The following is a 22,574-nucleotide window of genomic DNA, read 5'->3' as shown; positions in this document are numbered from 1 at the left end:
GCCTAAGTGTGGGGCATAGTCCCCCGCCGCCGAGGAGGCCGTGATGCCGCAGATGAACGCCACGGTCGATCCGGAAGAGGTCTCCCGCTTCGAGGCGCTCGGCGCGCAGTGGTGGGACGTGAAGGGCAAGATGGCGCCCCTGCACGCCATGAATCCCGCGCGCCTCACCTTCCTGCGTGACACGCTGGTCCGCCATTTCTCCCGGGACGCCCGGTCGCTTCGCCCGCTGAAGGGCCTCTCCCTCGTCGACATTGGCTGCGGCGGAGGCCTGCTCAGCGAGCCGCTGTCCCGCATGGGGGCCGATGTGACGGGCATCGATCCCGCCCCCGGCAATGTGGACATTGCCCGCGCCCACGCCGCGCAATCGGGTCTCACCGTGACCTATGAGGCCGAGACCGCCGAGGCGCTGGCCGAGCGGGGCGCCCGCTTCGATGTGGTGGTGGCGCTGGAGGTGGTGGAGCATGTGGCCGATGTCGGGCTGTTCGTGCGCACCGCCGGCCGTCTGGTGGCGGATGGCGGCCTGCTGGTGCTCTCCACCCTGAACCGCACACCCAAGAGCTTCGCCCTCGCCATCGTCGGCGCCGAATACGTCCTGCGCTGGCTGGAGCCCGGCACCCATCGCTGGGAGAAGTTCGTGACGCCGGAGGAACTGGAGGCGACGCTCGCTTCAGCCGGCTTTGCCGCTCGGGAGAAGGTGGGCCTCGCCTACGAGCCCTTTTCCGGCGATTTCCGCCTGACCGAGGATCTCTCGGTGAACTATTTCATGGTGGCGGAGCGCGAGGCCTAGGCCTCAGTTCCGATCTTCCGGCAGAACGGGCAGGGGGAACACCTCCACCTCGTCCTCGCGCAGGGCCTTCACCTCTTCCACAGTCGCCTCGCCGCGGATGGGACGGTGCTCGATCTCCCCGTCATGCATCTTGCGGGCGAGGTCGGCGAAGCTGTCGCCGACATCATCCGAGTTGGCGACGATGTGGTCGCGCAGCTGGCGGATCAGCGTGCGCAACTCGCTGTCGGGTCGCGCCATCATCGCCACGGGCGTCGCCTCTGACGAAGGCGCTTCAGCAGCCGCACCACCGTCGGGCGCATTCGCGGGCGCGCCGACAGGCTCCCTGTCCGGCATCCCCTTGTCGGTGCGCGCGACGGACGGGGCCATCACCGCCTTGTCGACCTTGGCTGAGTTGCAGGTGGGGCAGGTGACGAGGCCGCGTGCGCGCTGGGTGTCGTAGCTGGCCGAGGATGGAAACCAGCTCTCGAACTCGTGGCCTTCGTCGCACTTGAGAGTGTAGCGGATCATGAGGAGGCACGCACCACGTGGAGGTGGCCGATCTGCCCCGGCTCGGTGATCTCGAACCGGCGGCCGTTGGCGAGCGACGGCACGCGGGCACGCGCCGCGGCGACTTCCGCCATGTCGATCTCGGCGAGGATCACGCCCGGGTCGGTGCCGCCCTCGGCGATGACTCGGCCCCAGGGGTCGACCACCAGCGAATGGCCATAGGTTTCGCGGCCATTCTCGTGTCGCCCCCCCTGCGCGGCTGCGAGGACATAGGCGCCGTTCTCGATGGCGCGGGCACGCAGCAGCACATGCCAGTGGGCTTCCCCGGTCGGCCGGGTGAAGGCGGAGGGCACGGTCAGCACCTTGGCGCCGCCCTCTGCGAGCGCCCGGTAGAGCGAGGGAAAGCGCAGGTCGTAGCAGATGGTCATGCCGAGGCGGATGCCGTCCACGTCGGTCAGGATGGCACGCTCGCCGGGCCGGTAGGCATTCGACTCGCGGTAGCTCTCGCCATTGCCGAGGTCCACGTCGAACATGTGGATCTTGTCGTAGCGGCCGGTGATCTCACCGTCCGGGTCGATGACGAAGCCACGGTTCACGGCCTTGGCGTCGGAAACCTTCAGCGCGAGGGAGCCAATATGGAGCGTGATGCCCAGTTCGCGCGTCAGCTGGCGCAGGGCTGCGAGGGTCGCGTCGTTGCCCTCTTCCTGCAGCTTCTCGAACAGGACCTTGCGATCCAGCTCCATGATGTTGGTGACTTCCGGCGTCTGGACATAGCGCGCGCCATCCCGCGCTGCCTCGCGGATGAGGGCGGCGGCCGCGTCCAGGTTCGCGGCCGGTTCGCGGCCGCTGCGCAACTGGACCAGACCGACGCGGAGGGTCTTGCCGTTGGGCGCGTCGGGCGCGGTCGGTTCCGAGGTGGTCATGGGGCTTGCTCTCTCGCTGCCGCCGGAGCCGGGATCGCCGTGTCGCGCGCGGCGCGGCGCGACATCAGACAGATATGGTCTTCCCGGCCGGAATGCACGGGGCCCGTCGTCCGCGCGCCCCGGGTCCGGGTCAGGCCGCCAGCGCGTCCAGCCGGCCGGCTTCCTCCAGAGCATAGAGGTCGTCGCAGCCGCCCACATGGGTCTCGCCGATGAAGATCTGCGGCACGGACGTGCGGCCATTGGCGCGGCGGATCATCTCCTGCTGGCCCTCGGCGTCGGTGGTCACGTCGATTTCGGTGAAGGTCAAGCCTTTGCGCCGCAGCAATTCCTTGGCGGAATGGCAGTAGGGGCACCAGCTCTTGGTATAGATTTCGATGGGCTTCATGATGTCACGACAGATGGGACGGCTCGGGGGGCGTGCCGTCACGAAAGCGTCGCATCATAAGGGGTCAGCCGAATTCGACAACCCGCGCAAACGTGAGGGCATCAATGCCGGTGGCACCGGCGCGACGGAGCGCCTGCGCACAAGCATCGAGCGTTGCGCCGGTCGTATACACGTCATCCACCAGCAGCACGCGCCGGCCCTCGATGCGATGGGCCGCGTTATGCGGCACTGCAAAAGCGCCGGCGACATTCGCGCGCCGTGCATTGCGCCCCAGAGCGGTCTGCGACGAGGTCCGGCGCCGCCGCACCAGCGCGCCGGCTTCGACGGGCAAGGCTGTGGCCGCTGCCACATGCCGGGCGAGGAGCGCCGCCTGGTTGAACTTGCGCCGCCACAGCCGGATCGGATGGAGCGGCACCGGCACGATGATCTCGGCCGAGGCCGTAAGATCGGTGCCGGCCTGCAGCATCAGCCGCGCCATGGGTGCCGCGAGATCGAGGCGGTCGGCATATTTCAGCTTGTGCACGAGGCCACGGGCCACGTCGTCGAAGGTGACGGCCGCGCGGGCGCGATCATAGGCCGGCGGATCGGCGAGCGCCTCTGCCGAGAGCCAGCCATCGCCGAACACGCGGTCGGGGTCATGGCTGAACGGCGCCCCGGTCCGCTCGCAATAGGGCCGGCTGATGAAGGAGAGCTTGCCCCAGCACGGCCCGCACAATCCCCCCGCCGCGCCGGTGATGCTGCCGCAGGCGATGCAGGTGGGCGGCAATGCGAGGCCGAGAAGCGCGGAGCCGAAGCCGCGCGCCATGGCGCCGGCTCTGCCGATCCGCTCCGAAATATCAGCTGCCGAAAGACCCATGGCTGCCCCCGGATCGATCTTCCGTCCGGGGGCGGCGCCTGTAAAGCCGCGCCTTTGCTCAACGCGGGGTGAAGGTCCGCAGCAGCAGGGCGTTGGCGATGACACTGACCGAGGAGAGCGCCATGGCCGCCGCCGCCACCATGGGCGACAGGAGCAGGCCGAGGCTGGGATAGAGCACGCCGGCCGCAATCGGCACGCCCGCCGCATTGTAGAGGAAGGCGAACAGCAGGTTGCGGCGGATGTTGGCCATGGTGGCGCGGGAGAGGGCCCGTGCGTGGGCGATACCGGCCAGGTCGCCCTTGAGCAGGGTGATGCCCGCGCTCTCCATGGCGATGTCGGTGCCCGTGCCCATGGCGATGCCCACGTCCGCCACGGCGAGAGCCGGGGCGTCGTTCACGCCGTCACCGGCCATGGCCACCACGTGACCTTCCTTGCGCAGGCGCTCGACCACCTCGGCCTTGCGGGCGGGCAGAACTTCCGCCTCCACTTCGATGATGCCGAGGCGCTTGGCCACGGCCAACGCCGTGGTCCGGTTGTCACCGGTGAGCATGACGACGCGTACGCCGTGCTGCTGGAGGCGCTTCAGTGCGGCCTCGGTCGTATCCTTGACCGGATCGGCGATGGCGACGAGGCCGGCCGCCTTGCCGTCGATGGCGACGAACACCGCTGTCGCGCCCTCTCGGCGGAAGCTCTCGGCGATCGCCGTCTGATGGTCGGTGTGAATGCCGATCTCGCTCATGTAGGCCGCATGGCCAACAGCGATCGTGTGGCCTTCCACCTGTCCGACGATGCCCTTGCCCGCCGGGCTCTCGACACCGGACGGTTCGGAGGTGACCAGCTCGCGCGCCGCCGCCTCATGCACGATGGCGGCGCCGAGGGGGTGCTCGCTCGCCCGTTCCAGCGCGGCGGCGAGGCGCAGCACCTCATCCTCGCTGCGGCCGTTGAAGGCGCGCACGGCGATCACCTTGGGCTTGCCGACGGTGAGGGTGCCGGTCTTGTCCACCACCACCACGTCCACCTTCTCCATGCGCTCCAGCGCCTCGGCGTTGCGCACCAGCACGCCGAGCTGGGCGCCGCGGCCGACGCCCACCATCACCGACATGGGGGTGGCGAGGCCGAGGGCGCAGGGGCAGGCGATGATGAGCACGCTCACGGCCGCCATCAGCGCGAAGGTGAGGCGGGGTTCGGGGCCGACCGCCATCCACACCGCGAAGGCGACGACGGCGGCTGCAAACACCAGTGGCACGAACCAGCCGGAAACCTGATCCGCCAGCCGCTGGATCGGCGCGCGCGAACGCTGCGCCTGGGCGACCATCTGCACGATCTGGGACAGCAGGGTGTCGCGGCCCACCTTCTCCGCCTTCATGGTGAAGACGCCGGAGGCGTTGACCGTGCCGCCGATGACCTTCTCGCCGGGCTCGCGGGAGACGGGTAGCGACTCGCCGGTGACGAGGCTTTCGTCCACCACGGCGCGGCCGTCCGCCACCGTGCCGTCCACCGGCACCTTCTCGCCGGGGCGCACGCGCAGGAGGTCGCCTGGGGCGACGAGGCCGAGGTCGATGGTCTCATCCGAGCCGTCGGCCCGGATGCGCAGGGCGGTCTTGGGGGCAAGCGAGAGTAGGGCCTTGATGGCGCTCGATGTCTGCTCGCGTGCGCGCAGCTCCAGCACCTGCCCGAGCGCGACCAGCACGGTGATGACCGCCGCCGCCTCGAAATAGACGGGCACCCCGCCGCCATGGGCGTGGAAATCATGCGGGAACAGGTCGGGCGCGAAGGTGCCCACCAGCGAATAGAGATAGGCCACCCCCGTGCCCATGGCGATGAGGGTGAACATGTTGAGATGCCGCGTCTTCAGCGACAGCCAGCCGCGCTGGAGGAAGGGCCATCCCACCCAGAGCACAACAGGTGTGGCGAGGACGAACTGGACGTAGTTCGAGATCTGCTGCGGCAGCGGGGACCAGCCGAAAAGGTGGCTCCCCATCTCCAGAACGAAGACGGGCAAAGTGAGGGCGAGGCCGATCCAGAAGCGGCGGGTCATGTCCACCAGTTCGTGGTTCGGCCCCTCGTCGAGGGTGACGACCTCCGGCTCCAGCGCCATGCCGCAGATGGGGCAGATGCCGGGGCCGATCTGCCGGATCTCCGGGTCCATCGGGCAGGTGTAGATGGTGCCGGCCGGGACTTCGACAGGCGGTGGGGGCGCGCTGCCGCCCACGTAGCGCACCGGATCGGCCTTGAACTTGGTCTCGCAGTAGGAGGAGCAGAAGAAATAGGGCTTCTTCTCGTGCCGGGCCGAGTATTTGGCCGTACCGGGCGACACCATCATGCCGCACACCGGGTCCTTCACCGGCGCGAGATAGGTCTCGGGCGCCGCCTCGAACTTGGTCTTGCAGCCGTTGCAGCAGAAGAAATAGGTGTGCCCCTCATGCTCGGTCGTGGGCTTGCCGGCCGCCGGGTCGGTCTTCACGTCCATGCCGCAGACCGGATCCTTCACCGTCTCGGGCAAGGCTGGCCTGGCAGCCGCCGACAGGTCGAGCGGCGGCGGTGCTTTGCCACCACAGCAATCGCCGCCGTGCGAGGAATGGTCGTGCGATGAATGATCCTGTGCCATGGCGGCTCCGCAAATCCGGTTGCCAGCGTTAGGCCGCATCGGGGCAGGTGGCCTTGCGCTGGCTCATGTTCAAGATGGCAATAAACCCCCTGGGGGTATCCTCTCTTGTCCAATATACCCGTAGGGGGTATATGGCAAGCCATGCGCAGCCCGACCAAAGAGCAAGTCCAGAAGCGCCTGAGCCGCATCGAGGGCCAGGTGCGCGGCCTCTCCCGCATGGTGGAGGAGGATCGCTACTGCATCGACATCATCACCCAGCTCTCGGCGGTCCGCGCCGCCTTGCGGCGGGTGGAGGAGGAGGTGCTGAAGGATCATGTGGGGCATTGCGTCGAGCACGCCATCCGCTCGGGCGACGCGGAGGACCAGCGTCGCAAGGTGGCGGAACTGATGGAGGTGATCGTCCGCAGCGAGCGGTGAGGGAGGGGCTCAGGCCCGTTCGATGAAGGTCAGCTCGCTCTCGTCATAGGCGCGCCGCTCGATCTCGCGGAAGCCGTCCGGTGTCACGAACAGGCCGGTGCGCTCCTCGATGATGAGCAGTGCATCCGCGGTGAGCCAGCCGCCTTCGACCGCAGCAGCGATCGCCTGTTCGGCGAGGCCCTTCCCGTAGGGCGGATCGCAGAAGACGAGGCCATAGGTCTCGCCCGGTCCCATGGGTCCGAGGCTAGTGGCGTCGCGGCGGAACACCTTGGTGACGCCAGTGAGGCCCAGCGCCTCCACATTGTCGCGGATGAGGCCTCGCGCCTCCGCCGCTTCCTCCACGAACAGCGCAAAGCGCGCCCCACGGGACAGCGCCTCGATGCCCAGTGCACCGGTGCCGGCGAACAGGTCGAGTACCCGCGCGCCGTCGCACGGATCCCCATAAGCGTGGGCGAGCATATTGAACAGGCTCTCGCGCAGCCGGTCGGAGGTGGGGCGCGTGAGGCTTGAGGACGGGCTTTTCAGAGCCCGTCCCTTGAGTCGGCCACCCACGATGCGCATGGGTCAGACGTCCGCGTCAGCGCTTGCCGCGCGGAGCGCCCGGCTTGCCGGGGCCCGTGCGTCCCGCGCCGGGCTTGCCCCCCGGCTTTCCGCCGGAAGGCCGACCACCGGGCTTGCCGAATCCCTTACCGGGGCCCTTCGCGCCGAAGCCCCCGGGCTTTCCACCCGGCCGCCCGGCAGGCTTGCCGCCACCGGGACGATCCTCGAACGAACGGGTGCGGCCGGCCGGCTTGTCGCCATAGCTGCGCTCGCGCGGCGGCCTGTCACCGAAATCGCCGCGACCTTCCGGCCGGGGCCGGGCACGGGCGGGGCGCTCGCTCTCTGCCTTGTCTCCGCCGAAGCTGCGCGCGCGGGGGGGCTTGTCGGCATAGTCGCCGCGACCTTCCGGCCTGGGCCGGGCGCGGGCGGGACGCTCGCCCTCCGCCCTCTCGCCTGCGAAGCTGCGGCCGCGTGCTGGCTTGTCACCGAAATCGCCACCACGACCCTCGGGGCGCGGACGGCGGGTCGGGCGGTCGCCCTCGGGCCTGTCCCCGCCGAAGCTGCGACTGCGGGCAGGCCTGTCACCGACATCGCCGCCACGTCCCTCAGGGCGGGAGCGGAACGGACGGTCGCCCTGGGGGCGGTCGCCTTCGCGACGGGGCCCGGAGCGCTTGACGCCGCCGTCATCCTCATAGCGGCGCGGCCGCTCGTCGCCGCCGCCGGAGCGGGTGGGGCGACGGCGGAAATCTTCCTTTTCCTCACGCGGGCCGCGTCCACGCGGCGCGTCATCGCGGAAGGAGGGGCGACCCTCGCGGCGCGGACGCTCAGCGGCACCTTCGTCCCGGCTGCGGCGGAAGGGACGGCCCTCGCCTTCGCCGGCGGCGGAACGGGCGCGGCGCGGCGCCTCGTCCTTCGGCGCACGCACGCGCTCGACCTTAACGGAGCGGCCCTTGCGGTCGGCGACCGTGCCCACCCGCTCGGTGCCATGCTCCTCGCTGGCGCGTCGGCGAACGCGCGGCGCGGCGGGGCGGATGATGTCCTCGACGGGCGCGTCGAAGTCCTCCCGCTCGCGGCTGGCGCGGCGGGCCGGCACCTTCAGCCCGCCGGCCTTGTCAGCCTCGGCCTGACGGCGTCCGGCGGGGCGGTAGGCCGGACGCACGGGCGCTTCCTCGATCTCCCGCTCCACCAGAAGGCCAGTGAAATCGGCCCCGGCTGCAGCGGCAAGGTCTGCGCCGATCTGGTCGCGCAGCACGCGGGTACGGACTTCCTCGACGCTGCCTTCGGGAATTTCGCCCAGCTGGAACGGCCCGTAGGAGACGCGGATCAGCCGGTTCACCGCGAGGCCGAGCGCGCCGAACACGTTGCGGATCTCGCGGTTCTTGCCCTCGCGCAGTGATACGGTGATCCAGGCATTGGCGCCCTGCACGCGATCGAGCTCGGCCTCGATGGGGCCGTACTCGACGCCGTCCACGGTGATGCCCTTGATGAGCGTATCGAGCTTCGCCTGGTCGATCTCGCCGTTGGCACGCACGCGATAGCGCCGCAGCCAGCCGGTCTCGGGCAGCTCCAGCACGCGGGCAAGGCCGCCGTCATTGGTAAGCAGCAGCAGGCCCTCGGAATTGAGGTCCAGCCGGCCCACGCTGACGAGGCGCGGCAGGCCCTTGGGCAGGATCTCGAACAGCGTGGTGCGGCCTTCCGGGTCGCGGTTGGTGGTCACGACGCCCTTGGGCTTGTGGTAAAGGAAGAGGCGGGTGCGCTCCCGTTCGGGGAGTGGCTCCCCGTCTATGGTGATGGCATCAGCGGGCGTGACGGTGACGGCAGGGCTGGTGAGCACCTCGCCGTTGACCGCCACGCGGCCGGCCTCGATCCATTCCTCGATCTGGCGTCGCGAGCCGAGGCCGGCGCGGGCGACGACCTTGGCGACGCGCTCTGCCTCCTTCTGAGGGGCGGCGGGAAGTTCGCGCTTCTGGCGCGGAACGCGGTTCTTGTCCTTGCGGGGCGGTGATGTGCGCGGCATGAGGGGGAGTTAGCACAGCGCAGGCTGCGCGGCGAGCGCGGCGATGGGCTGGGCAAGATCAGGGGCGGTTAAAGGCACCATGTCGGGAACCTTCATGCAGATGGCGCTCAACGAGGCGCGCGCGGCGGCCGAGCGGGGCGAGGTTCCGGTCGGCGCGGTTCTCGTGCGCGGGTCGGAGGTTGTCGCCCGCAATGGCAACCGCACCCGCGAGCTGAACGACCCCACCGCCCACGCGGAGATGCTGGTGATCCGCGCGGCGGGCGCGCAGTTCAAATCCGAGCGGCTGATGAACTGCGATCTCTACGTGACGCTGGAACCCTGTGCCATGTGCGCGGCGGCGCTTTCCTTCGCGCGCATCCGCCGGCTTTATTTCGGCGCGCCCGATCCCAAGGGCGGCGCCGTGGAGCATGGTCCCCGGTTCTTCTCACAGCCCACCTGCCACCACGCCCCGGAGGTCTATGGCGGCATCGCCGAGCGGCAGGCGGCCGAGGTGCTGCGGGCCTTTTTCCAGGAACGCCGGTAGTCGGCTTACGGCCGTCCCTGCGCCAGGAAGGGCATCGCCACATCGAGCGTCGCCTTCGGGGCTTCCTCCGCCAGGAAATGGCCGGCCTCGATAGCCTGTCCTTCCACCTGCGGCGCGAACGCCTTCCAGGCCTCCAGCGGGCTCGCGCCCCGGCTCGGAATGCCGGCTGCGCCCCACAAAGCGAGCATCGGGCAGGAGAGGGTGCGCGCGGCGGCGATGTCCGCCTCATCGTGAGCGAGGTCGATGGTGGCTCCGGCCCGATAATCCTCGCACATGGCGTGCAGCCGGTCGGGCGAGGAAATCGCGGCACGATAGGCCGCCATGGCGCGCGGATCGAACGCCGACAGGTCCTTGTGCGCGGTCCAGCTCGCCATGGTCCAGTCGAGGAACCATGCGGGATTGGCGCCCACCAGCTTCTCGGGGAGGGGCTTTGGCTGAGCCAGCATCGCCCAGTGATAGACCTGCAGCGCCCGCGCCCGGTCCATGCGATGCCACATCACGTAGGTGGGCACGATGTCGAGCACCACCAGCCGGTCCAGGCGGCCGGGATGGTCCAGCCCCAGCCGGTAGGCGGCCCGGGCGCCGCGGTCATGGCCCATGACGGAGAAATGGGCGAAGCCGAGGCTTTCCATCACTTCCACCATGGCGGCGGCCATGGCGCGCTTGGAATAGGGGAAATGATCGGTGCCGCCTTCCGGCGCCGCGCTCCAGCCGTACCCGGGCAGGTCGGGGATGATGAGGGTGTGCTGCTCGGCAAGCTTCGGCGCCACGCGGTGCCACATCACGTGGCTCTGGGGGAAGCCGTGGAGCAGGAGCAGGGGCGCGCCCGTTCCCCCCTGCCGCAGAAAGATGCGGCCGGCCTTCGTGTCCACATAGTGTGAGGCAAATCCGGGAAACAGATCAGACAGATCAGACACATGAACCTCCCTTGAGCCGTCCCGTGGGCCGGGGCGGCCGGAATTGCGGACAGCTCTTCAAGACGGGATCAAGGCGGCGGGTTCCGGGATCAGTCGAACACCTTGTCGGCCGCCGTGATGAGACCGAGGCTGGGCGAGGACGCGCAGAAGCCGGCCAGCTTTTCGGCATTCTTCACGAACTTGTCCGTGTCGATCACCGGCGGGGCGTCGTCGTCCTTGTAGTAGGCGTCGAGCCACGTGAGGATGATGGTGATCGTATCCTTGTCCGCCTGCAGGAATTGCTGGCAGGTCATGGTCGAAAGATCCCATTTCTCGGCCGCCGCTGGGCCCAGGCCCGCGAACAGGACGATTGCACCGACACCCAGACATTTCAGCATCGCGCGCTCCCATGGTGCTGCGGCCCTTCGGCCTGCGGTGGCATGATGCGCCGGGGAGGGAAGCGGCACCAGCCGGAGGCCGGCACAGCGGCCGAGCACGTTCACGCGAGCGCGGATGAGGCCTCAGCGCGCGTCGAGCACGGCGGCGCAGGCGTCCGGCAGATCGGCGAGGGTGAGGGGCGGCTTGGGCTTGGAGGGTTCCTTCTCCGGCTTGGGGTGCAGCACGGCGTCGGTGAACCACCAGTCCAGCTCCGATCCGCAGCCATCGCCTGTCGGCGGGGCTTCCTGCGGCCGGCAGTCGGGGCTGGAGGCCGGGCAAGTGAGGCGGATGTGCATGTGGTAGTCGTGCCCCCAATAGGGCCGCACCTTGGCGAGGAACGAGCGGTCCCCCGTCGCCTCCCGGCAGAGCGCTTTCTTGATGGCGGCATTGACGAAAATGCGCTCCACCCGCGGCTCGACGGCGGCGGCGCGGATCACTTTCCAGGTGTCCGGCCGCCAGTTGGCGGGGTCGATGTCCTTGCGGTCGGCGCGGACCATCATTGAGGCGGACAGCTTTTCGCGCTCCTCGCGGGTGAGTTCCCGGCCGGGGCTGGGCGTCAGCCAGATGTCGGCGTCGAGGCCGATCTGGTGGGAGGCATGGCCGGTGAGCATGGGGCCGCCGCGGGGCTGGGCCATGTCGCCGACCAGAATCCCTTGCCAGCCCGACACTTTCGGCACCTGCGCGGAGAAGCGCTCGAGGAAGGCGACGAGGTCCGGATGGCCCCAGTTGCGGTTGCGCGATAGGCGCATGACCTGCCAGTTCGGACCATTGACCGGCAAGGCTTCGCCGCCGGCGAGGCAGCCCTTGGAATAGAAGCCGATGCTGCGCGCGGCCATGGGGGCCGGCTGGGTGGCGCGGCCGAACAGTTCCTTGGCCGGCACCGGGGCTGCGGGCTTGGCCGCCGGCTGGGCCTGGGCGGCGGTGCCGAGGAGGGCGATGACTGCCGCCGCGGCGAGCCGGCGCATCAGCTCGTAACCTTCTGGGCCAAAACGACGAATCCGCCATCGCTCCGTGTGCCGGGATGGGCGGGCAGGTCGGTGAGGAACAGCGTCGCGCCCGGCGCCACCAGCGCTGCAACCTGCTTGTTGATGGAGGGATCGACGCTGATCCGGGCCAGCGCATTCTGCGCCTGCCCGGCCGCAACGCCGCTGCCCTCATAGGAAACGGCGCTCCAGCGGGGCGCGGTCCCGTCCTTGCTCATGAGCACATAGACGAGATTTCCCAAGGGGTTCTGCGGATCGCGGATGGTCACCGGACCCTGCACGGCGGTCTGCGCGCCCTTGAGAACGGTGATGGTGCTGTCGGCCCGGCTGACCACCATGGAGACCGGCTCCGGGGCGGCGGTGGCATCCTGGGGGGCGCCTTCGCCGGTGGCGGAGGTGGCGAGCTGCTGCTCCAGCCCCTCGCTCATGATAAGTCCCTGATGCAAAACATCTTCTGGCGCCGAATGGCTGTCGGCGATGATGACCGGGGTGCCCAGATGGGTGATGCCGAAGACCAGCTTGGAGAAGGCCAGCGGCAGGTGCACGCAGCCGTGGGACGAGGGGTATCCGGGGAGGCCACCCGCATGCAGGGCCACGCCGGACCACGTCAGGCGCTCCGTGTAAGGCATTGATGCGTCGTTATAAAGCGAGGAATGGTGGTCCACGTCCTTGCCCAGGATCGTGAATACCCCGGTAGGGGTATCGTGCCCTTCCTTGCCGGTGGAGACGGTGGATGCCCCTATCCGGACACCGTTGCGGTAGACGAAGCACAATTGGTCCGTCAGATTTATCACGATGGCGACGAAGCCGTCCGGCGCGCGCTCGGGATACCAGACGTAAGTGCCTGGTTTCAGGGTCTTAATTTCCGCGAGATCGGGATCGTCGGCGGCGATGGCGGGCAGCATCGCATCGGCCACCATGGCACCGGCGAGGGTTGCGGCGAGCTTCAGGGTTCCGCGGCGGGAGAGGCTGAACGGGACGGCCATCGGCGATTCACCCCAGGTTCCGAATCGGGTTTCACCACGTTTTCGCCCGGGGTTCTGTGTCTGTCCAATGCTGTCAGCTCTTGAATCGACCAAATCAGCCGAGCATGGGCACCATCCGCGCCACCGCGATGCCCTCCGGCGTGATCCGGCAGACGAGGGCGAGGGCCTCCACCCCGGCGTCCCGCGCCCGGTCGAAGGCGCGCTTGTAGGCAGGGTCGAGATCGCGGGCGAGGGCGATGGAATCGGCCGAGCCGATCTGGCTGATATAGACCATCACCGCCCGCCGCCCGGCCGCCACCTCGCCGGCCAGTTCGTCCAGATGCTTCGCGCCACGGGCGGTCACGCAGTCGGGGAACTCGGCCTTGCCGGGGGCGCGCATGAGGTGGACGTTCTTCACCTCCACGAGGCAGTCGGGGCGGGCGTCGTCTTCCAGCTTGATGTCGACACGGCTGGCCTTGCCGTATTTCACCTCCCGCCGCATCCGGGCGTAGCCGGAGAGAGGCGGCACCTGGCCAGCGGCGATGGCCTCGGCAACCAGCAGATTGGGGTGCATGGTGTTGACCCCCACCCATTCCGGCCCGGCGCCGAAATCGGCCTCCACCAGCTCCCAGCTCAGGGCCAGCTTGCGGGCGGGGTTGAGGGAGCGGGAGAGGAGGACGCGGCTGCCGGGGGCATCGAGCCCCAGCATGGCGCCGGAATTGGCCACATGGGCGGTGGTCTCGGTGCCGTCGTCCAGCACCACGTCGGCAAGGAAGCGCTTGTAGCGCCGCACGAGGCGGCCCGGCAGCAGAGGGGCGGCGAACAGCATCAGGCCATCGCGCCGCCGGAGGGGGCGCGGGTCGCGGCGGCATGGCGATCGTCACTGCGGCCGGCGAGGCACATGAGGGTCTGGGTGGCGGTGGCGCAATGGATGCGCGCGCCGTCGGCCTCGGCATAGACCTCCACCTTCGCCACGGTGAGGGTGCGCCCCGCCCGCGTCACCTCGCCCACGGCCACCAGTCGCTCGCCCTTGCCGGGGGCCATGATGTTGATCTTGTACTCCACCGTCAGCACGGTCGAGTCCGGCGGAAACAGGCTGAAGGCGGCATAGCCGCCGGCGGTGTCGGCGATGGCGCCGATGGAGCCGCCGTGGAAATAGCCGTGCTGCTGGGTCACCTTGTCCGCATAAGGCAGCACGATCTCCACCCGGCCCGGCGCCACCGCGCCGAGCTCGGCGCCGAGGAGGATCATGAAGGGCTGGCGGGCGAAGCTGTCGCGCACCTTGGTCTCGAAGGCGGGGTCGCGGGGGGTGAAGGGCTCGGTCACGGTGGCCGTCATGCTGGGAAGGGGAGGGGAGGGAGCATAGCCGGGCGATGACGGCACCTCCAACTGAAAGGCGGGGCCGGCCGGTGCTGCGGAGTTTCCCCGCGTTGACACCAGCGGGGCCGGCGCCTTTGCTGCGCTGGGGTCGCGGAGTGCCGCGGCATGGGGGCCGTTCACATGAGCTACGTCTATCTTCTCATCGCCATCGTCGCCGAGGTCATCGCCACCTCGGCCCTCAAGTCGGCGGAAGGCTTCACCAAGCTCGGCCCCTCGGTCATCGTGGTGATCGGCTATGCCATCGCCTTCTTCTGCCTGTCGCTGACGCTCCGCACCCTGCCGGTGGGCATCGCCTATGCCATCTGGTCGGGCGTCGGCATCGTGCTCGTCACGGGTTTCGCCTGGATCTATTACGGCCAGAAGCTGGACCTCGCGGCGCTGATCGGCCTCGGGCTCATCATCGCCGGCGTGGTAGTCATCAATCTCCTGTCGAAGAGCGTCGCCCACTGAGGCGAAGCATCGGCGAGACGCCTACAGCTCCTCGGCGCCTTCCTTGGCGCGGGAGAGGAGCTTTTTCGCCTCGATGAGCGCGTCTTTCTCCGGGTCGTGCACCACGGCGCCGAACGCGCCGGCGAGGGCGGCGAGCACCGCCATGGCGCTCACCTCCTCGCGGATGTCTCCGGTCCACTTGATGTCGGCGGCCACGTCCCGCGCGCCCAGCACCGGGGCGAGGGCGGGATATTTGCCGCCATCCTCCCCCACGTCGCGGAAGCGCAGGGTGAAGCCGGCATCCTCGCCGTGGAGGGTGCAGGGCAGGTAGCCGGAGGTTTCCAGCGGCACATAGCCGTCATCCAGCACCAGCTTGAGCTTGAAGGCATCGAGCGCCGCCTGAAGCGCGGCACGGTCGGGCACATCGGCCCGGTTGAGATAGGCGGTACGGGCGCGCGCCATGGCGGGCAGCTCCAATGACAGGACTGAAAAGGGTGCCGGTCGAGCCGGCGGCGGATGAAACGGCGTGAGTTTAATGGAGACGCGCGGCTGACGGTATCCCGCCGCATCAGCGTGTCGCGCCTTGCGCCCCGGACAAGCGACGGCGAAAGCCGGAGCGCCGATCCGGGGTCCAGCGCAGGAGTTCCGCGCAGCGGGCAATGCGCTGAGAGCGTTGGGGTCGGACGCCTTCGTCGGTCTTTTGCGCTGGGCCCCGGCTCGCATTCTGCTGGCGCTCCATGCGTCCGGGGCGCGGGGCCGTTCCCCGGACAAGCGACGCAGCCGGAGGGCTGATCCGGGGGGCAGGGGACCAGTCCCGCGCAGCGCGGCACCCGGAAACGAAAACGGCGCCCCGGCGGTGAGGCCGGGACGCCGTGTTCAGGGCTGGAAACTGGCGCCGGGGCGCCAGCGCCGCAGGCCTCAGACGGAAATCAGGCTTCCTCGCCTTCCTCGGCGGCGAGTTCGGCGGCCACGGCGGCGCGCTCGATGGCGAGCTCGGCCTCGATCTCGGCGTCTTCGTCACGGGCGGTGCGCACGTCCTCGCCGCGGGCCTGACGCTCGGCCTCTTCCGCGTTGCGGGCGACGTTGACCTGCACGGTCACCTCGACCTCGGGGTGCAGGCTCACCGGCACCACGTGCAGGCCCAGGGTCTTGATGGGGTGGTTCAGCACGATCTGGCCGCGATCGAGGTGGAAGCCGGAAGCGGTGAAGCCGTCGGCGATGTCGCGGGTGGAGACCGAGCCGTAGAGCTGGCCGCTCTCGCCGGCCTGACGGATCATCACCACGGCCTGGCCGGCGAGCTTCTCGGCCACCGCCTCGGCGTCCTTGCGGCGCTCCAGGTTGCGGGCCTCGAGCTCGATCTTCATGGTCTCGAAGCGGTCCTTGTTCGCCTTGGTGGCGCGCAGGGCCTTGCCGTTCGGCAGCAGGAAGTTGCGGGCGAAGCCGTCCTTGACCTTCACCACTTCGCCCATCTGGCCAAGCTTGGCGACGCGCTCGAGAAGAATGACGTCCATTTTGATTCTCCTGTCTCTGATCGTTGGATTGGGTTGAATTTCAGCGGTCGTTCGCGGCGGGCGGGCTTTGCCCCGTGCCCATGCGCGAGCGGAAGTCGAACATGGCGTCGACGAAGCCGAGCACCGCCATGGCGAGGACCGGCCAGCCGAGCACGGCCGTGGTGAGCCACAGCGCGCCGAGAATGAGGAAGCGGGCCGAGTGGCCGATGGTCACGGAATGGACCACGGCGAAGCCCGCGAGCGCATAGGCGCACACCAGTGTCGCGGCCGCGGCGGAGGCGGACAGTCCCCCCATCGCCCCGGCCATGGACAAGGCGATCGCCACCGCCAGCACCAGCGAGGTGACGGGCGGCAGGCGGAAGGCCGACAACGTCGGCCACGGACGCCTGAGGCGGCCGGAGATCAGCGCGGCGCGGGTCGCGAGATAGAGGCAGACGAGCTGCGAGACCATGGACATCACCGCCGCCATGCCCGGCAGCAGGCGCGCCACGATGGCGCCCACGGCGGCGGGATCGGTCGGCTGCGCGCCCGGCAGCACCTGGCCCGAGAGCAGCGCCTCGAACGCGGCGATCACCGCCCGGCGATAGCTCTCGTAATCGCCTGCGACGGCGAACAGGGCGATGATGACGGCAAGGGTCGATACGGCGGCCGAGAGCAGCACCAGCCCGCCCACCGGGAACCACACCAGCCCGTCGCGGCCGGCGGAATCGGGCCGGGCCAGCATCGCCGCATAGGACAAGGCGAAGGCCGGTCCGCCGAGGCTGACCATGTATGTCAGGAGGAAGGTGCCGCCGAAGCCGAGGCCGAGGCCTGCCCCGCCCACCATCACGGCGACAAAGGCCGCCAGGGGCGAGAAGGCGATGCCGGCGATCATCACCGGCAGGGGCGAGAGATAGAACAGGGGCACGGCCAACGCCGATCCCGCCGCGGCTCCGGCGGCAAGAAGGGCAGATGCGAGGCCGGCAGCCACGCCTGTGAGAAGAAGGTACACCATCTCGACAAGCTGTCCCGCGGGTGCGGTTAGAGGCGGGATTTCCGCCCCAGCAGACGCTCCGGAGGTCATTCCCCGAAGCGCGTCGCTAAAGGAAGGGCGCCCTCCCGAAGGGGGCGCCCCAATCAGCAGATCAGGCGATCAGCGGATCACGAAGGGCAGCAGGCCCAGGAACCGCGCGCGCTTGATGGCGGTGGAGAGCTCGCGCTGCTTCTTGGCGGAGACCGCCGTGATGCGCGAGGGCACGATCTTGCCGCGCTCGGAGATGTAGCGCTGCAGGAGACGCACATCCTTGTAGTCGATCTTCGGCGCGTTCGGGCCGGAGAAGGGGCAGGTCTTGCGACGGCGGAAGAAGGGACGGCGCTGACCGCCGCCGGCGCCACCGGACGATGCGAAAGCCATCAGTTCTCCTCCTCGGCCTGCACTTCTTCAGTCGGACGCGGACGGCGGGGGCGATCCTCGCGGCCGCCGAAGCGGTCACCACGATCACCGCGGTCGCCACGCTCTCCGCGCTCGCCACGATCGTCCCGGTCACGCTTCTGGAGCATGGCGGACGGGCCGTCCTCGTGCTCCTCGACGCGCAGGGTGAGGATGCGCAGGACGTCCTCGTCGATGCGCTGCTGGCGCTCCAGCTCCTGCACCGCCGCCGCGGGGGCGTCGATGTTGAGCAGGGTGAAGTGGGCCTTGCGGTTCTTGTTGATGCGATAGGTGAGGGACTTCACGCCCCAATACTCGGTCTTACCGACCGAGCCGCCATTCGCCTCGATGACACCCTTGAATCGGGTGGTGAGTTCCTCGACCTGCTGCGCCGTGACGTCCTGGCGCGCGAGGAACACGTGCTCGTAGAGCGGCATGTGTTCACTGCCTTTCGGTTTCACTCTTCCGCCCACCGGCGCCAAGCCCTTCTTGCCTTTCGGAAAGGCGCGAAGCTCGGAAGGCGGGGACACGGGACGACGGACTTTCGCCCTGCCTTCCTCAACCTTGGCCAAACCCGTGGGATGGGCCGAGGCAAAAGAAGACCGTCCGTTCAGCCCCCGGCCGGGTGCGACGGAAGCGGGGCGTATAGCAGGTTTCGACGGAAAGGCAAGGCGCCCCGGCGTAGTGGGTCAGTTTGAAATTTCTTCGCCGCGCTTTTTGTAAGGGCCGCGCTTCGTGGCCGACTTGGCTTCCTCGGCTTCCACCAGCGCAACGATGTCGCCGATCTCCCAAAGGCGATCAGTGAGGCCCGCCGCCATGGCCGGGGTGACGCGCAGCTTCGCGTGGATGCGGACGAAGTTGTAATACATCATGTGGAGCGCCACAGCGTATGCGTGGTTCTCGACCTTCTTCGAGAAGGCGTTCGTCAGGCGGGTGAAGCGGCGCATATGCATCCGCATCGTGAGATTCTGGCGTTCGGCATAGGACGTGCTGACGTGCTTCGGATCGGGAGAGCCTTCAATCCGTTCCTTGCGGGCGCCGATGCACTCAGCGGGGCTATAGCGGCCACGGGCGCTTTCCGAGGCGGTGCTGTACAGCTTCACAAGCATCGCGTAGTCCACGTCCCCACCGAATGCGCCCTCCACCGCCTCAAGGTATGCCTTATGGCCGTCTGAGGTGAGCTGCACGCGGTTCGCAAGGCGCCCCGCCAGATCGTCCATGAAGGCCATCGCATATTCGCTATCACGACCGCCCACGAGCCAAGACACGATCAGCTTCGACTCGGCATCGATAGCGGTCCACGTCCATGTGTCGCCAGCTTCTTCCGGTGCCGCCTTGGCCGTCGCGACGTTCTTTTGCTTGGCATAGGTGAACGACCAAATCTCATCGACCTGGACCTGCTTCGCCTTCACGCCGCGCACGTTGGCATCGTGGTAGGCGCCGCAAGCGCGGCCGGCGTCGGTCAAGAGCTTGATGACGGTGTTCTTGCTTGCGCCGGTCAGGCGGGTGACTGACCGGATGGAATTGCCCTCGCACAGAAGGTGCAGGATGCGCGCGCGTTCTTCCGTTAAGAGCTTGTACATGCCCCCTTAACTATGCCACCTGTAGAATTAAGTCAAGCATTAGTGTCAGTTTGCCTTTTTGCGCAAACAAGCTTAGTTGTGGAGTTACGATGAACATCGACGCCCGAACCCCAGGTCAATTGATCACCGAACTGCTCAAAGAGCGGGGCTGGACGAACCGCGTGTTGGCCGTCGTGTTAGGGGTAAGCGACCCCATCGTGAGCAAGATGGCGAGCGATAAACGTCCGATCGATGCGGCCATGGCGCTCGCGCTAGAGGAGGTGTTCGGGGTCCCGGCGCAAAGGTTTGTTGATCTGCAAGGAAGCTACGACCTAGCCAAGGCCCGGATAGAATCTCGGCCGGATCCAAAGCGGGCAATGCGCGCGAGCATCTATGGCCACCTCCCGGTGGCTGAGATGATCAAGCGGGGATGGGTAGACGTGGATGACATGCGCGACCCCGATCTAGTCGAGGCCGCGCTTTGCCGCTTCTTCAAAGTAAATCGTATCGAAGACGCATCTGTCTTCGCATTCGCTGCGAAAAAAACTGAGGTTAGTAACGATGCAACGCCAGCTCAATTGGCTTGGCTGCACCGCGTCAAAACAATTGCAAGCGAAATGTTGATCGGTCAATACTCGATGCAGAGGGTAGATGATGCGATCTCTAAAATCGCTACATTTCGCTCCCACCCGGAACATATGGCGCGCGTTCCAAGAGTGCTCGCCGAAGCAGGAATTCGATTCGTCGTTGTAGAAGGGCTCCCCGGGGGCAAGATCGATGGCGTCTGTTTCTGGCTGAACGAGAAAACGCCGGTGATTGGCATGTCCCTGCGGTTTGATCGCATCGACAATTTCGCTTTTGTGCTTCGGCATGAACTTGAACATGTCCGTCGCCGCGACGGCCTTGAGATGCCAGTAATCGATATTGATGTAGGTCGTCAGCCCGACAGCGAACTAGAAGCTCAGGAGCGCTTAGCAAACGAAGCCGCACGTGAGTTCTGTGTCCCGAAGAAAGATATGGATGCTTTCATCGCACGAAAGGCTCCATATTTTTCAGAACGTGACTTAGTTGGATTCGCTAAGGTGCTTAGGGTTCATCCCGGCTTAGTCGCCGGGCAACTCCAGTTCCGGACTGGAAAATTCACTCACTTCCGGAACCACCTTGCAAGCGTTCGTGAGTTCATACTTCCCGCCGCTGAAGTCGATGGGTGGGGCAACATTCACCCAATCGAGACGTAAAGGAGCCTACCATTGGCTGGTAAAAAGCAACTCCAAAAGATCATCGCCCTATATCGTGTAATGACCGGCGAGACTGAACTCGACCCTAAAAAAATGGCCGAGTTCGCCCTAAGGAATGGAGTCGAACTTCCTAAGCCAAAGGACCCACTTGAACTATTGGCGCGAGAAATCAGCACCGCGGCGCGGGAGGAATTGCGCCGGGATGAAAAAACCAAGAGACCTTACAGGGCTTACCACTCTTTACCAATCGAGCACCCAGACGGCCAGGTTTCCTTCATCTTTATCGATATTGAGGACGCCACTCGCCCCCAAATGCACCGTTCGCTTACTAAGCGCCGCGAGCAAATGGTGGGGGACGCGGTTCACCTGATTTACGATGCCGACAGGTGGAATGCTCAGCACCCGGATTTGGAGCCTATTCAGATGGCGCTTGATTTTGGCCCCGATGTCGAGTGGCGGAAAGCGATTGATGACTCAGTGGAAGAGGAGGACGAGGGGGAAGGCGACAGGGAGGACTAGTAGGATTTTTTCCAACGTGCCTGGGCGGCGACGCTCGCAATTTCCGACCGCTCTGCTGGCGTCAGCTTCTTAGCCCGGGCGGGGCCACCCTTTACGCCAGCTTTTCTGGCGCGCGCCTCTGTCGGCGTAGGCTCGCGCACATCTACCCCGCCCGTGGCAACATCCACGATGAATTTTGCCAGCTGATTCGGATCGCGCGGGCGCTTGGGTGTTTTCGTGCTCATGGCTGATAGTCTACCATGGAGCGGCACTCCGGTGGACCCCCGTCAATCGACCCAGATTTCAAACTGACCCACTACCCGCCCCGGACAAGCGACGGCGCCGCCGGAGCGCCGATCCGGGGGCAGGGGAAACACCCGCGCAGCGGGCAAAGCCCGAGCGTGCGGGGGGCGGAAGCGCCTTCGGCGGTTCCTTGCGCTGGACCCCGGCTCGCATTCCGCGAGCGCTGCATGCGTCGGGGCGCGAGGGTGGTTCTCCCGCCCCAGTCCCTTCAGTACAGCCCGACGCTGGCCGGCGGGCGGGGCGCGGTGGAGGCCGGCTTGGTGCTGGCGGGCTTGGCGCTGACGGGCTTGGGGGCGGTGGAGGCCGGCTTGGCGCCGGTGGAGCCGGTGGTGTTGGCGGCGGCCGCCGTGCCCTGCGCCTTCGGCTTCTTCTTGGGCGCCGGGTTGAGGGAGGCGACCTTGGGCTCGGGCATCGCCTTGTTCATGGCGATGAGCTGCGAGACGGTGACGAACTTGTAGCCCTTGGCGAGGAGGTCATCGAGCGTCTTGGGCATGGCATCCACCGTGGTCGGATGGATGTCATGGGCGAGGATGATCGCGCCGGCATGCACATGGGAGACAATGCGGTCGTGGATGACGGTGGGATTGCGGTCCTTCCAGTCCAGCGGGTCCACGGACCAGTAGATGAAGGTGGAGCCGAACTTCTCGCGCAAATGCGCGCGCAGTGCCGGGGTCATGGCGCCATAAGGCGGGCGCACATTGTGGATCTTGAGGCCGGTGATCTGCTCGATGGCGGCGTTGGTGTCGCCGATCTGCTTGTCGGCGGCGGCCACCGGGATCTTGGGCAACTGGGGGTGATCCCAGGAATGGTTCGCCACCTCGTGCCCCTGCGCGATCATCTGCTTGATGATGTTGGGCGAGGCGACGGCGCGGCTGCCGAGCACGAAGAAGGTGGCCTTGATGCCACGCTGCTCTAGCATCTTCAGCAGGCGTGGCGTGGTCTCGGGGTTCGGGCCGTCGTCGAAGGTGATGGCAATGTAGGGGCCATCGACCGTCGCCGAGGAATAGGCGATGAGGTTGTGCGGGTTGGTGCCGGTCGGCTCCGCGGCGGGCGCCGCCATGCCGGAGCCCGACGACAGGTTGGCCGGGGCCGGCTCCATCATGGAGGAGGGCACCGGGCCGGTCATCAGCGCGGGCTTCGGCGGGGTGAAGCTTGAGGTGGGCGGCGCGGAAGGCGCGGTTCCGGACGGCGTCAGCGTCTGCGCGCAGGCGGGGACGATGACGGTGGCGGAGAGGAGAGCGGCGGCAAGAAGCGCCGGAAATCCCCGGATGGCCTTCACTTCAGGCTTCACGGCGGAACCACTTTCTGATGCGGACGTGCAGAACTGCGCCCAATGTCCCTCGCTCGTTATGGATAAATTGTGAAGCGGGCGTGGCCAAGCCCCGCTTTCCTTATCGTAAGGTTGGCTTGACACAGTCGCG

General features: G+C 67.5%; 27 protein-coding genes. 6 read left to right on the top strand and 21 right to left on the bottom strand.

Going from position 1 to position 22,574, the window contains the following annotated elements; genetic code table 11:
• Window positions 1-43 precede the first annotated feature (43 nt).
• Window positions 44-787: a bifunctional 2-polyprenyl-6-hydroxyphenol methylase/3-demethylubiquinol 3-O-methyltransferase UbiG gene (gene ubiG, locus FHT36_RS04930; protein ID WP_169121345.1), complete on the top strand. Its 744-nt coding sequence runs from the start codon at window positions 44-46 to the stop codon at window positions 785-787.
• Window positions 788-790: 3 nt separating this feature from the next.
• Here ubiG and FHT36_RS04925 read toward each other — a convergent pair whose 3' ends face one another.
• From FHT36_RS04925 to FHT36_RS04905, 5 genes are all read right to left on the bottom strand, one after another.
• Window positions 791-1,294, bottom strand: a complete 504-nt coding sequence (locus tag FHT36_RS04925; protein WP_169121344.1) for a DUF1178 family protein — start codon at window positions 1,292-1,294, stop codon at window positions 791-793.
• Window positions 1,291-2,196 (bottom strand): carbon-nitrogen hydrolase family protein, encoded by a 906-nt coding sequence (locus tag FHT36_RS04920; protein WP_169121343.1) that lies wholly within the window; start codon window positions 2,194-2,196, stop codon window positions 1,291-1,293. The genes FHT36_RS04925 and FHT36_RS04920 overlap by 4 nt, the downstream gene beginning before the upstream one ends.
• Window positions 2,197-2,326: 130 nt before the next feature.
• Window positions 2,327-2,581: a glutaredoxin 3 gene (gene grxC / locus FHT36_RS04915; RefSeq protein ID WP_169121342.1), complete on the bottom strand. Its 255-nt coding sequence runs from the start codon at window positions 2,579-2,581 to the stop codon at window positions 2,327-2,329.
• 64 nt (window positions 2,582-2,645) lie between these two features.
• Window positions 2,646-3,386: a ComF family protein gene (locus FHT36_RS04910; RefSeq protein ID WP_246702003.1), complete on the bottom strand. Its 741-nt coding sequence runs from the start codon at window positions 3,384-3,386 to the stop codon at window positions 2,646-2,648.
• A 109-nt stretch (window positions 3,387-3,495) separates the two neighbouring features.
• On the bottom strand, window positions 3,496-6,045 hold the full coding sequence (locus FHT36_RS04905) for a heavy metal translocating P-type ATPase (protein ID WP_169121340.1): 2,550 nt from the start codon (window positions 6,043-6,045) through the stop codon (window positions 3,496-3,498).
• 141 nt (window positions 6,046-6,186) lie between these two features.
• Here FHT36_RS04905 and FHT36_RS04900 point away from each other — a divergent pair, with 141 nt between their 5' ends.
• Complete coding sequence (locus FHT36_RS04900; RefSeq protein WP_024279715.1) at window positions 6,187-6,462, top strand: metal-sensitive transcriptional regulator; 276 nt, start codon at window positions 6,187-6,189, stop codon at window positions 6,460-6,462.
• A gap of 9 nt (window positions 6,463-6,471) precedes the next feature.
• Here FHT36_RS04900 and rsmD read toward each other — a convergent pair whose 3' ends face one another.
• Window positions 6,472-7,023, bottom strand: a complete 552-nt coding sequence (rsmD, locus tag FHT36_RS04895) for a 16S rRNA (guanine(966)-N(2))-methyltransferase RsmD (protein ID WP_169121339.1) — start codon at window positions 7,021-7,023, stop codon at window positions 6,472-6,474.
• 16 nt (window positions 7,024-7,039) lie between these two features.
• Window positions 7,040-9,019 carry a pseudouridine synthase gene (locus FHT36_RS04890; protein ID WP_169121338.1) on the bottom strand — a complete coding sequence of 660 codons (1,980 nt, stop codon included), beginning with the start codon at window positions 9,017-9,019 and terminating at the stop codon, window positions 7,040-7,042.
• Between the two features lie 79 nt (window positions 9,020-9,098).
• On the opposite strand from FHT36_RS04890, the gene FHT36_RS04885 reads away from it, so the two are divergent.
• A complete protein-coding gene (locus tag FHT36_RS04885; RefSeq protein WP_169121337.1) occupies window positions 9,099-9,542 on the top strand; it encodes a nucleoside deaminase in 444 nt (147 codons plus the stop codon).
• Between the two features lie 5 nt (window positions 9,543-9,547).
• Here FHT36_RS04885 and FHT36_RS04880 read toward each other — a convergent pair whose 3' ends face one another.
• The 6 genes from FHT36_RS04880 to FHT36_RS04855 form a co-directional block, all read right to left on the bottom strand.
• Window positions 9,548-10,459, bottom strand: a complete 912-nt coding sequence (locus FHT36_RS04880) for an alpha/beta fold hydrolase (protein ID WP_169121336.1) — start codon at window positions 10,457-10,459, stop codon at window positions 9,548-9,550.
• Window positions 10,460-10,548: 89 nt separating this feature from the next.
• Window positions 10,549-10,836: an HdeA/HdeB family chaperone gene (locus FHT36_RS04875; RefSeq protein WP_169121335.1), complete on the bottom strand. Its 288-nt coding sequence runs from the start codon at window positions 10,834-10,836 to the stop codon at window positions 10,549-10,551.
• Between the two features lie 123 nt (window positions 10,837-10,959).
• Entirely contained in the window at window positions 10,960-11,841 is an 882-nt protein-coding gene (gene mepA, locus FHT36_RS04870) for a penicillin-insensitive murein endopeptidase (RefSeq protein WP_169121334.1), read from the bottom strand.
• Window positions 11,841-12,845, bottom strand: a complete 1,005-nt coding sequence (locus tag FHT36_RS04865; protein ID WP_169121333.1) for a L,D-transpeptidase — start codon at window positions 12,843-12,845, stop codon at window positions 11,841-11,843. The genes mepA and FHT36_RS04865 overlap by 1 nt, the downstream gene beginning before the upstream one ends.
• Window positions 12,846-12,939: 94 nt before the next feature.
• Window positions 12,940-13,653, bottom strand: a complete 714-nt coding sequence (sfsA, locus tag FHT36_RS04860) for a DNA/RNA nuclease SfsA (RefSeq protein WP_169121332.1) — start codon at window positions 13,651-13,653, stop codon at window positions 12,940-12,942.
• Entirely contained in the window at window positions 13,653-14,150 is a 498-nt protein-coding gene (locus FHT36_RS04855) for a PaaI family thioesterase (RefSeq protein WP_324255492.1), read from the bottom strand. The genes sfsA and FHT36_RS04855 overlap by 1 nt, the downstream gene beginning before the upstream one ends.
• Window positions 14,151-14,324: 174 nt before the next feature.
• Between FHT36_RS04855 and FHT36_RS04850 the strand changes: the two genes are divergently transcribed.
• A complete protein-coding gene (locus FHT36_RS04850; RefSeq protein WP_024279705.1) occupies window positions 14,325-14,654 on the top strand; it encodes a multidrug efflux SMR transporter in 330 nt (109 codons plus the stop codon).
• Window positions 14,655-14,675: 21 nt separating this feature from the next.
• Here FHT36_RS04850 and FHT36_RS04845 read toward each other — a convergent pair whose 3' ends face one another.
• From FHT36_RS04845 to FHT36_RS04820, 6 genes are all read right to left on the bottom strand, one after another.
• Window positions 14,676-15,095 carry a hypothetical protein gene (locus FHT36_RS04845; protein ID WP_169121330.1) on the bottom strand — a complete coding sequence of 140 codons (420 nt, stop codon included), beginning with the start codon at window positions 15,093-15,095 and terminating at the stop codon, window positions 14,676-14,678.
• Between the two features lie 467 nt (window positions 15,096-15,562).
• On the bottom strand, window positions 15,563-16,144 hold the full coding sequence (rplI, locus tag FHT36_RS04840; RefSeq protein ID WP_169121329.1) for a 50S ribosomal protein L9: 582 nt from the start codon (window positions 16,142-16,144) through the stop codon (window positions 15,563-15,565).
• Between the two features lie 40 nt (window positions 16,145-16,184).
• On the bottom strand, window positions 16,185-17,138 hold the full coding sequence (locus FHT36_RS04835; RefSeq protein WP_169121328.1) for a DUF2232 domain-containing protein: 954 nt from the start codon (window positions 17,136-17,138) through the stop codon (window positions 16,185-16,187).
• 138 nt (window positions 17,139-17,276) lie between these two features.
• Window positions 17,277-17,537: a 30S ribosomal protein S18 gene (gene rpsR / locus FHT36_RS04830; protein WP_169121327.1), complete on the bottom strand. Its 261-nt coding sequence runs from the start codon at window positions 17,535-17,537 to the stop codon at window positions 17,277-17,279.
• Window positions 17,537-17,989: a 30S ribosomal protein S6 gene (gene rpsF, locus FHT36_RS04825; protein WP_169121326.1), complete on the bottom strand. Its 453-nt coding sequence runs from the start codon at window positions 17,987-17,989 to the stop codon at window positions 17,537-17,539. The genes rpsR and rpsF overlap by 1 nt, the downstream gene beginning before the upstream one ends.
• Window positions 17,990-18,241: 252 nt before the next feature.
• Window positions 18,242-19,135 (bottom strand): DDE-type integrase/transposase/recombinase, encoded by an 894-nt coding sequence (locus tag FHT36_RS04820; RefSeq protein WP_169121325.1) that lies wholly within the window; start codon window positions 19,133-19,135, stop codon window positions 18,242-18,244.
• An 89-nt stretch (window positions 19,136-19,224) separates the two neighbouring features.
• On the opposite strand from FHT36_RS04820, the gene FHT36_RS04815 reads away from it, so the two are divergent.
• A complete protein-coding gene (locus FHT36_RS04815; protein ID WP_169121324.1) occupies window positions 19,225-20,352 on the top strand; it encodes a helix-turn-helix domain-containing protein in 1,128 nt (375 codons plus the stop codon).
• A 12-nt stretch (window positions 20,353-20,364) separates the two neighbouring features.
• Complete coding sequence (locus FHT36_RS04810) at window positions 20,365-20,871, top strand: hypothetical protein (RefSeq protein ID WP_169121323.1); 507 nt, start codon at window positions 20,365-20,367, stop codon at window positions 20,869-20,871.
• On the opposite strand, the gene FHT36_RS04805 is transcribed toward FHT36_RS04810, so the two are convergent.
• Together FHT36_RS04805 and FHT36_RS04800 are read right to left on the bottom strand one after the other, a co-directional pair.
• Window positions 20,868-21,095 carry a hypothetical protein gene (locus FHT36_RS04805; RefSeq protein WP_169121322.1) on the bottom strand — a complete coding sequence of 76 codons (228 nt, stop codon included), beginning with the start codon at window positions 21,093-21,095 and terminating at the stop codon, window positions 20,868-20,870. The two genes, FHT36_RS04810 and FHT36_RS04805, sit on opposite strands and share 4 nt — an antisense overlap.
• 266 nt (window positions 21,096-21,361) lie before the next feature.
• A complete protein-coding gene (locus tag FHT36_RS04800; RefSeq protein ID WP_169121321.1) occupies window positions 21,362-22,444 on the bottom strand; it encodes a polysaccharide deacetylase family protein in 1,083 nt (360 codons plus the stop codon).
• Between the last annotated feature and the right edge of the window lie 130 nt (window positions 22,445-22,574).

The organism is Xanthobacter sp. SG618 (assembly GCF_012932745.1).
In the GTDB taxonomy this organism is placed as follows: domain Bacteria; phylum Pseudomonadota; class Alphaproteobacteria; order Rhizobiales; family Xanthobacteraceae; genus Xanthobacter; species Xanthobacter flavus.
The sequence above is the reverse complement of the archived record's forward strand: the minus strand, read 5'-3'. Positions and strand labels throughout refer to the sequence as shown.

What these genes read in the sequence shown, in the direction of transcription:
- ubiG (WP_169121345.1), top strand. Translation starts at nt 44, where the DNA reads ATGCCGCAGATGAACGCCACGGTCGATCCGGAAGAGGTCTCCCGCTTC.
- FHT36_RS04925 (WP_169121344.1), bottom strand. Translation starts at nt 1,294, where the DNA reads ATGATCCGCTACACTCTCAAGTGCGACGAAGGCCACGAGTTCGAGAGC.
- FHT36_RS04920 (WP_169121343.1), bottom strand. Translation starts at nt 2,196, where the DNA reads ATGACCACCTCGGAACCGACCGCGCCCGACGCGCCCAACGGCAAGACC.
- grxC (WP_169121342.1), bottom strand. Translation starts at nt 2,581, where the DNA reads ATGAAGCCCATCGAAATCTATACCAAGAGCTGGTGCCCCTACTGCCAT.
- FHT36_RS04910 (WP_246702003.1), bottom strand. Translation starts at nt 3,386, where the DNA reads ATGGCGCGCGGCTTCGGCTCCGCGCTTCTCGGCCTCGCATTGCCGCCC.
- FHT36_RS04905 (WP_169121340.1), bottom strand. Translation starts at nt 6,045, where the DNA reads ATGGCACAGGATCATTCATCGCACGACCATTCCTCGCACGGCGGCGAT.
- FHT36_RS04900 (WP_024279715.1), top strand. Translation starts at nt 6,187, where the DNA reads ATGCGCAGCCCGACCAAAGAGCAAGTCCAGAAGCGCCTGAGCCGCATC.
- rsmD (WP_169121339.1), bottom strand. Translation starts at nt 7,023, where the DNA reads ATGCGCATCGTGGGTGGCCGACTCAAGGGACGGGCTCTGAAAAGCCCG.
- FHT36_RS04890 (WP_169121338.1), bottom strand. Translation starts at nt 9,019, where the DNA reads ATGCCGCGCACATCACCGCCCCGCAAGGACAAGAACCGCGTTCCGCGC.
- FHT36_RS04885 (WP_169121337.1), top strand. Translation starts at nt 9,099, where the DNA reads ATGTCGGGAACCTTCATGCAGATGGCGCTCAACGAGGCGCGCGCGGCG.
- FHT36_RS04875 (WP_169121335.1), bottom strand. Translation starts at nt 10,836, where the DNA reads ATGCTGAAATGTCTGGGTGTCGGTGCAATCGTCCTGTTCGCGGGCCTG.
- mepA (WP_169121334.1), bottom strand. Translation starts at nt 11,841, where the DNA reads ATGCGCCGGCTCGCCGCGGCGGCAGTCATCGCCCTCCTCGGCACCGCC.
- FHT36_RS04865 (WP_169121333.1), bottom strand. Translation starts at nt 12,845, where the DNA reads ATGGCCGTCCCGTTCAGCCTCTCCCGCCGCGGAACCCTGAAGCTCGCC.
- sfsA (WP_169121332.1), bottom strand. Translation starts at nt 13,653, where the DNA reads ATGCTGTTCGCCGCCCCTCTGCTGCCGGGCCGCCTCGTGCGGCGCTAC.
- FHT36_RS04850 (WP_024279705.1), top strand. Translation starts at nt 14,325, where the DNA reads ATGAGCTACGTCTATCTTCTCATCGCCATCGTCGCCGAGGTCATCGCC.
- FHT36_RS04845 (WP_169121330.1), bottom strand. Translation starts at nt 15,095, where the DNA reads ATGGCGCGCGCCCGTACCGCCTATCTCAACCGGGCCGATGTGCCCGAC.
- rplI (WP_169121329.1), bottom strand. Translation starts at nt 16,144, where the DNA reads ATGGACGTCATTCTTCTCGAGCGCGTCGCCAAGCTTGGCCAGATGGGC.
- FHT36_RS04835 (WP_169121328.1), bottom strand. Translation starts at nt 17,138, where the DNA reads ATGGTGTACCTTCTTCTCACAGGCGTGGCTGCCGGCCTCGCATCTGCC.
- rpsR (WP_169121327.1), bottom strand. Translation starts at nt 17,537, where the DNA reads ATGGCTTTCGCATCGTCCGGTGGCGCCGGCGGCGGTCAGCGCCGTCCC.
- rpsF (WP_169121326.1), bottom strand. Translation starts at nt 17,989, where the DNA reads ATGCCGCTCTACGAGCACGTGTTCCTCGCGCGCCAGGACGTCACGGCG.
- FHT36_RS04820 (WP_169121325.1), bottom strand. Translation starts at nt 19,135, where the DNA reads ATGTACAAGCTCTTAACGGAAGAACGCGCGCGCATCCTGCACCTTCTG.
- FHT36_RS04815 (WP_169121324.1), top strand. Translation starts at nt 19,225, where the DNA reads ATGAACATCGACGCCCGAACCCCAGGTCAATTGATCACCGAACTGCTC.
- FHT36_RS04805 (WP_169121322.1), bottom strand. Translation starts at nt 21,095, where the DNA reads ATGAGCACGAAAACACCCAAGCGCCCGCGCGATCCGAATCAGCTGGCA.